This window comes from Robinsoniella sp. (assembly GCF_034124845.1).
Genome location: NZ_JAWYAJ010000015.1, coordinates 1 through 7,639, shown reverse-complemented (window position 1 = coordinate 7,639; position 7,639 = coordinate 1). Strand labels below are relative to the sequence as shown.

General features: G+C 37.1%; 5 protein-coding genes. All 5 read left to right on the top strand.

The features are described from left to right. Positions 1-694: hypothetical protein (locus ACH2DQ_RS00995; protein ID WP_395025144.1), on the top strand; the 694-nt coding region annotated here is incomplete at its 5' end. A 124-nt stretch (positions 695-818) separates the two neighbouring features. Further along, positions 819-2,579, top strand: coding sequence for a sensor histidine kinase (locus ACH2DQ_RS00990; protein WP_394910796.1), 1,761 nt, complete (start codon positions 819-821; stop codon positions 2,577-2,579). Next, the gene (locus ACH2DQ_RS00985; RefSeq protein WP_394910797.1) at positions 2,576-4,042 is read left to right on the top strand and encodes a response regulator; all 1,467 of its coding nucleotides are present in this window, start codon (positions 2,576-2,578) and stop codon (positions 4,040-4,042) included. The genes ACH2DQ_RS00990 and ACH2DQ_RS00985 overlap by 4 nt, the downstream gene beginning before the upstream one ends. A 56-nt stretch (positions 4,043-4,098) precedes the next feature. Further along, positions 4,099-6,207, top strand: a complete 2,109-nt coding sequence (locus tag ACH2DQ_RS00980) for an alpha-N-acetylglucosaminidase (RefSeq protein ID WP_394910798.1) — start codon at positions 4,099-4,101, stop codon at positions 6,205-6,207. 99 nt (positions 6,208-6,306) lie between these two features. After that, on the top strand, positions 6,307-7,639 hold a 1,333-nt coding region (locus tag ACH2DQ_RS00975), incomplete at its 3' end, for an alpha-L-fucosidase (protein ID WP_395025141.1).

Sequence of the window (7,639 nt, the reverse complement as noted above, 5' to 3'; positions counted from 1 at the left end):
TGCATCAGCAGCTGGGGCATGGTGGAACTTTACGCCAAAAGAAGCCTTCTTCGGAGGAGACTTCTATGAAGCAGCCCATGAAAAAAATCCGGATGTCTCCTTTACTCTTACGAATCCTCCAAAAGGACCGGAAGGGAAATCAGGCATGACACAGCAAAATCCCATCATCGGGGTAGTTGTATTTGGAAAGCATTTAGAGGATGAACCGGAAAAACTTGCAAAATATCTGGAAGTGTTTGACGGGTCCTTTGACCGTGAGGTTCAGGATTTACTTTATTATGGCATAGAGGGAGAAACTTACACGTATGACGAGGTGAACGGCCGCACATGGATACCGCCTTATGATTCAGAAGAAAAACGTAATGAATTTGGGATCGGCCTGTATATGCTTCCGGGGTGTTTCAATGATTATAAGTTACTGGAAAAATATATGACACAGCCAAAGTATATTGACATACGTAATGATGCTGAGACTAAGGGTACAGGAAAATATGATGTGTTGGCTCCCTATTTTCGTCCGGTGTATAATGCGAAAAGCGAAACCTTAAACAAGATATATCAGAATGCCTATATTGATTTCATCACCGGAGAACGTCCTCTCAGCGAATTTGATCAGTTTGTGGAAGAATGGCTTGCAAACGGAGGAAAAGAAGTTCTGGCAGAAGGTGAAGAAATGTATAAGAAATTCCAGTAAAAAAATTTGATACTATATCCATGGTGAATAATGTATAATGGTTTTATTATGAGGACTTGAAAAATATTTAATACAAATAGGCAAATGTAATCGTTTGCCTATTTGTATAAAAGCGAGGTGAATCATGAAAACTGATAAAACATTAACCATGAAGCAAATTCTATTACGTTCCTGTATTCTGCTTTTTGTTATACCACTGTTGGTCTTTAGCTGGATTTTATTCTATTATTCAGCGAGGACAATTCATAAAAGTATCATAGCAGAGCAGCAAAGTGTTGTGGGATTAATGAATTTGGTCCTGGAAAAGCAGCTTAAACAAATGGAACAGAATTCCAGACAAATTTATATGGATGGTGAGGTACAAAGAATATTAAAAGAAACGGATTTTAAAAAATTCAATTCGAAGCTTGCGACTGATTTTCGATATCTCGATGATTTTATGGATTCCATCAATGCGGATAATAATGTATTGAAGATGGAGTCAGCGATTTTAGTGACGAAAGATGGGGATTTTTATACAAATTCATTTGTGTCCAAACAGTTTATAAGAAACATCGTTTTGAAAGATTGGTGCCCTGCTGCACAGAAGGAGAATGGTAAAAGTGTCATTATTGGGGTTGCAAAGAATGAAGAAAATAAGGATGTTTTAGTACTGGGAAAAATGATGATACATACCAAAAACCTACAATTACTGGGCACTCTTTTTACTACTTACAGTGTGGAGGAGTTATTTCAACCCTTACAGAGCCGCCTTAGTGATACCACGGATATTTATGTTGTTAAAAATGATAATACTGTGCTTTATTCTGACGCAGCTAATAAGGAGGAGTTTTCAGAATTCCTAAACAATAAACGTGCGCTTCTGGAACAAGAGGGGTATCTAGAGGCAGAAAAATCAAATAAAAAGATTGTCTATATCGCATCGGCAAAAGATAAAATGAAACTCTGTATATTTAGTAGTATCTCCTTTTCAACTGTTCGTACACAATTGTTGAAGCAGCAAATAACTGTTATTTTTTTAGGAATTATCTGTATTATACTGTTCACGGTGTTTATTCGCTATATTAACCGTAAATTATATAGACCGATTGAGGCAATTACAAAAAGAGGAGAAAAAGGTTCTGACATCAATGGTACTGATAGTGACTGCTATGAATTAAAACAAATTAGTGATACGATTTTGTCTCTTTCAAAGAAATCAGCGGATGGGGAAGCGGAAATTGTAAAATTGGTTGAAAAATGCGAAAGTATAACACTTGAAAAACTGCAGGCACAGATTAACCCACATTTTTTGTATAATACGCTTACAAATATTAAATATATCTCAATTTTAAACCATCAGGAGCAAATCAGTCAACTTATATCAGCATTAGTTAAGTTATTGCGCAGCACAGTTGGCAGGGATGGAGATATGATTTCACTAAGTGAAGAGATTGAAAATGTAGAGTATTATATGCTGATCCAAAATGTTGTTTACAATGGCAATATCCGTTTTACCATTGAGGTAGAACCGGATATAAAAGATTTATTGATTCCAAACTTTATTCTACAGCCATTGGTTGAAAACTGTATCTTCCATGGTATCTATCCAAGTGAAAAAGGCGGTGAAATCACTATATTAGGGAGTAGAAAAGAAAATGGTATTCTTCTGCAGGTTAAGGACAATGGAGTAGGATTTTGCGAAGATAGTCTTATTAATTTTATGCAAACAGGAGATCAAAAAAAGGGTGAACATCTGACTAATCTGGGAATAAAAACAGTGCATAAAAAGATACAATTGCTGTGTGGAGATGATTTTGGAATTAAGATATTCAGTAAGATAAATGAAGGTTCTGTGGTAAATATTGACCTTCCTTGTATTGTAAAACAGGAGGTAGACCAGTGATCGATGTATTAATTGTAGATGATGAACCCATGATTATTGAGATTTTGAGGAGAACTATCAACTGGAAGAAATATAATATGCGTGTGGTGGGATGTGCTTATGACGGTTTTGCTGCAATAGATTTTTTAAAAAAACATGATGTAAATATAGTTTTTACAGATGTAAAAATGCCCCATATGGGTGGGTTGGAACTAATTGAACGGTTGCACGAGTTCTTGCCGGATCTATTGTTTGTGGTGATTAGTTCTTATAGTGATTTTAACTTGGTCAGGCAAAGCTTTAAAAATGGGGTAGAGGATTACATACTAAAGATTGATATTGATAATGAAAAAGTTCTGGACAAACTTTTAAGCAAACTCAAATCACAAGTGGAACTGCGAAATCCAATGATTGGGGAAAACCCAACAGAACAGCTATTGCAGAAAATTAATCATGAGAATGCCTATTTAGAGCAGTGCGTATATAGAATGATGACCATAACCCTTGAAGATAATGTGAAGACTGTTCTAGTGTCTGAGCTTCTTTTTATACTTCGGGAAAATGCAGCACATTTTGTCTTTGGATTCTTTGACTGGAAGATAATTATCCTTTGCTTTGGAGATGATGTATATCAGGTTTCAGATATTTGTGATTTTCTGGTACAAAAAATACATAGTAACCCGGAGGCGGATCAACTTCTCGTCGTTGGTTCCAGTAAATGCTTAGAATATAAAAGCATAAATAAACTTTACGATCAGGCAAAACAGTCAATGGATGCCAGATTTTATCATCCTTGTGAAGTTTATTTTCAATATAATGCCACTTCAAATGTGGGATATATGGCAGCTTATAAGGGCTTGCTGGAAGTAACTGCTAAATTAATGAGAAGTATATCCATACATGAATTGTCAAAGGCGCTTGAACAGCTCTTTAATATTATTAGTAAAGAAGAGACGGCACCAAGTCTGATAAAAGAAGATCTGGTAAGCTTTTTTGGAGAACTCCATCGGATGTTTGAGAAAAAATTTGTCAGTATGGCAGATGAAGAGCTTTTAGCCCTTACCGGACTAATTTTATCAGCATCTGATTATGCAGAACTAAAAGAGCTGTGCAGCAATAAAATTTATGAACTAAGTTTAAAACTTAATAATCAGATGAATATACCGTTATCAGATGCTATACAGGCATATATACATATGCATTATCATAACCCGAATTTGACCATTCAAAATGTTGCCGATGATCTCCATGTTAATCAGAGAAGTGTTAGTAATTGTTTTACAGGAATAATGGGCATGCATTTTAAAGATTATCTCAACCAAGTTAGAATAGAGAGGGCAAAAGAGATTTTGGCAAATTCCTCATTACGAATAAATGAGACGGCAACCCGCGTTGGTTATTCTAGCGTAGAACATTTTTCCCGCCTCTTTTCAAAATGTGTAGGAGAATCACCCCTTAAGTATCTAAAAAGAAATAGACCGTAAAATCCGACCGAGAGAATTATTGAAACGGATAAAATTGAAATGAGGAGATTAAAGAAATGGATGCAATACAAAATTTAGCAAAACGTGTTTTGCCCAGACACTGGGAACAAATAAATTTTGAAAGGGTACAAGCTGTTGGCGAAAAGGATGTTTACGAAGTAGACACTCTTAGGGGAAAATTAGTGATTAAGGGTAATAATTACATAAGTATGGCCACGGGGCTGGGGTGGTATCTGAAACATGTTGCAAATTGTAACCTTTCATGGTGTGGATGCCGGATGGAATTGCCAACGCTGCTACCCCCTGTAGCTGCATGTAACAGAACCGTGATTGAACAGAAATACCGTGTTTACATGAATTATTGTACCTTTAACTATTCCGCATCATGGTGGAAGTGGGATCGTTGGGAGAAAGAAATTGATTTTATGGCATTGAATGGCATTAATATGCCCTTAAGTGTAGTGGGTATAGAAGGAGTTTGGCGTGATACACTGACTGAATTTGGATTTACGGATGAAGAGGCACGAAAATTTTTATGTGGTCCGGCATTTTTGGCATGGCAGTGGATGACAAATATTGAAGGCTTCTGTGGTCCTCTTCCTACAAAATGGATAGAATCCCATGTAGACCTGGGGCAGAAAATAATAGAGCGTGAACGGAGTTTAGGAATGCAGCCCATACAACAGGGATTTTCAGGTTTCGTTCCACTACTCTTGAAAGAAAAATATCCGGATGCAAATATTATGAAAAAGGAAGAGTGGTTTGGCTTGCCTGCCACAGGGCAGCTTGATCCTACAGACCCCCTTTTCGACAAATTGGGTACTCTCTTTTTACAAAAACAAAAAGAGTTATTTGGTACATATGGATTCTATGCAATTGATCCGTTTCACGAGAGTGAGCCACCATTAAATACGAAAGAATATTTAGAAGCAGTAGGTGATTCTGTAAAAAAACTACTGACAAACTTTGATCAAAATGGTGTTTGGGTTGCTCAATCCTGGTCAATACGCCATGATATTGTGTCAAGAATGGACAAAAAGAATCTTCTTATTTTAGACTTATGCGGAGAGAAGCATACTGAAACGGATAATTTCTGGGGATATCCATTTGTTACCGGTACACTTCATAATTTTGGCGGCAGAACAAACTTGCATGGGGATTTGCAGATGTTGTCAGCTAATCCTTATAAAACAGTATCAAAAATTGCACCAAATGTATGTGGAGCAGGATTATTTATGGAATCAATCGGGCAAAATCCTGCATATTATGATTTGGCATTTACCCAGCTTACAGGGGGGCAGAAAGTTGATTTGTCGGAATGGATGGACAAGTATATGCAGCGCCGTACCGGAATTGACTCGGCAGAAGTGCGTAAAGCGGGAGAAATATTGTTAAAGACAGTCTATATGCCTGGTACAAACGGGGTGGAAAAAAGCTCTATTGTTGCTGCAAGACCTGCAGTCCGGGTTAAAAAATCTGGTCCTAATGATGGATTTCATTACCCTTATGGAAATAGAAGACTATTCTCGGCATTAAAGCTCCTGATGTCTGCCCAGGTGAACTCAGATGGTGCAAGGTATGATGTGGTTGATATTTTACGCCAAGTGCTAAGTAATTATGGACAAGCATTGTATGTAAAAGTTGCAGATGCTTTTTTAAACAGAGATGCCCAAGCTTTTAAAACAGAGTCAGAGTCTTTTCTGGAATTACTTTCAGATATGGATATACTTCTTTCGTCACGGTCTGAATTCCGGTTGGATAAGTGGATTGGGGATGCGCGCAGATGGGGAGAGACTTTGGAGGAAAAGGAATATTACGAATGGAATGCAAGTGTACTTCTTACTTTGTGGGGCACAACGGACTGTACTCATATTTTTGACTATGCATGGAAAGAATGGTCTGGAATGATTGAGTTATTTTATAAACAAAGATGGATCAAATTTTTTGAAATGCTTGCCCGCTGTCTGGAAAATGATGAAGAATATGTGGAGGACGATCTTCCCCAAATTTTTGAACGACAGGCATGGAGGGCGAATGAGTTCTATAACACGTTAGCTGATTGGGAAACAGCGTGGACGACGCAGACAAAGAGCTTTTCAGAAAATAAACCAGACGAACTTGAAATAGTTATTACTTTAATTTCAAAATATGAAAACCGTATTTAGCTTTAGAAAGATAGCCAAATAGAAAATATAGTATAATGTACAGTCCTTGGAGCGGGACTATAAATACAACTACTATTTATAATACAGGAGAATAATAAAATGGAAAATAGTCAAAATATGGACGTTACCGAAGAAGTTAAAAGAGATAGAGATAAACAGGAAGATATTGTTGATAACGGTGTCCATTTCTATACTGATTATAAAAACTATATCCCACCAAAAGAACAGGCGGTTAAAGAAAACCTAACATATTTTATGGGGTTGAAACTAGGACTTATGATACATTGGGCGCCTGGATGCCAATTGGGAATAATAGAATCTTGGGCACTTTCAAACGGGGATGAAAGCTGGAGCCGGAAAGAGATTGACTGGACAGATGATATGGATGAATTTAAACAACAATACATTGATTGCAATAAAACCTTTAATCCAGTGAAATTCAGACCGGATAAATGGGCAGAATTTGCAGAGGAATGTGGCTTTAAGTATCTTCTTTTTAACACGAAACATCATGATGGCTTTTGTATGTTTGATACAGAGACAACAGACTATAAGATAACGGATCCCTCCTGCCCGTTTTCTACTAATCCAAATGCGGATATAGTAGGAAGATTATACGAGGAGTTTAGGAAGAGGGGGATGGCTATTTCAGTATATTTCTCAAAACCGGACTGGCACAGTGATTATTATTGGGCAAAGCAATTCGGTGATGCAGTAGATCGAAATGTAAATTATGACATTGATGAGCACCCTGAGATTTGGGAAAAATTTGTTGAATATACCCATAAGCAATTGCTGGAGTTAACGACTAATTACGGTAAGGTTGATGTCCTTTGGCTGGATGGAGGCTGGGTGAACCCAGAGATAAAAAAACAGGATATTAGATTAGGAGAAGTAGTAAACACCATAAGAAATACCACACAACCCCACTTGATTGTATGTGACCGTACTGTTTCGGGAGAATATGAAAACTTTATTACTCCAGAACAAATGGTTCCGCAAAAGCCAATTCCGGTTCCATGGGAAAGCTGCATCAGTCTAGGAGAAGATTTTTCATTTTCTTATTCGGATCACTATAAATCAGCACATGAGCTTGTACATTTGCTGATTGATATCGTTGCAAGGGGCGGAAACTTGGCGCTCAATATTGCACCACAACCAGATGGAAAACTTCCGGAGGAAGGAATGAAATCTCTGTATAAACTTGGGAAATGGCTTAAAATAAATGGAGAAGCTATATATGAAACTATTGCTTGTGATACTTTAGAATCCAATGAAACCTATGCCTTTACACAGAAAGCAAATGTTATTTATATGCTGTATAAATATAGTGAAGGATCTATACGCTTACCAAAAAGCATAGAATTATCTATTTCAAATCCTATTCGTGAAATACGCCTTTTGAGAACGAATGAATCAATTCCGTTTGTAA

Excerpts from the sequence above, each read along its gene's own strand:
- ACH2DQ_RS00990 (WP_394910796.1), top strand. The coding sequence starts at position 819 with ATGAAAACTGATAAAACATTAACCATGAAGCAAATTCTATTACGTTCC.
- ACH2DQ_RS00980 (WP_394910798.1), top strand. The coding sequence starts at position 4,099 with ATGGATGCAATACAAAATTTAGCAAAACGTGTTTTGCCCAGACACTGG.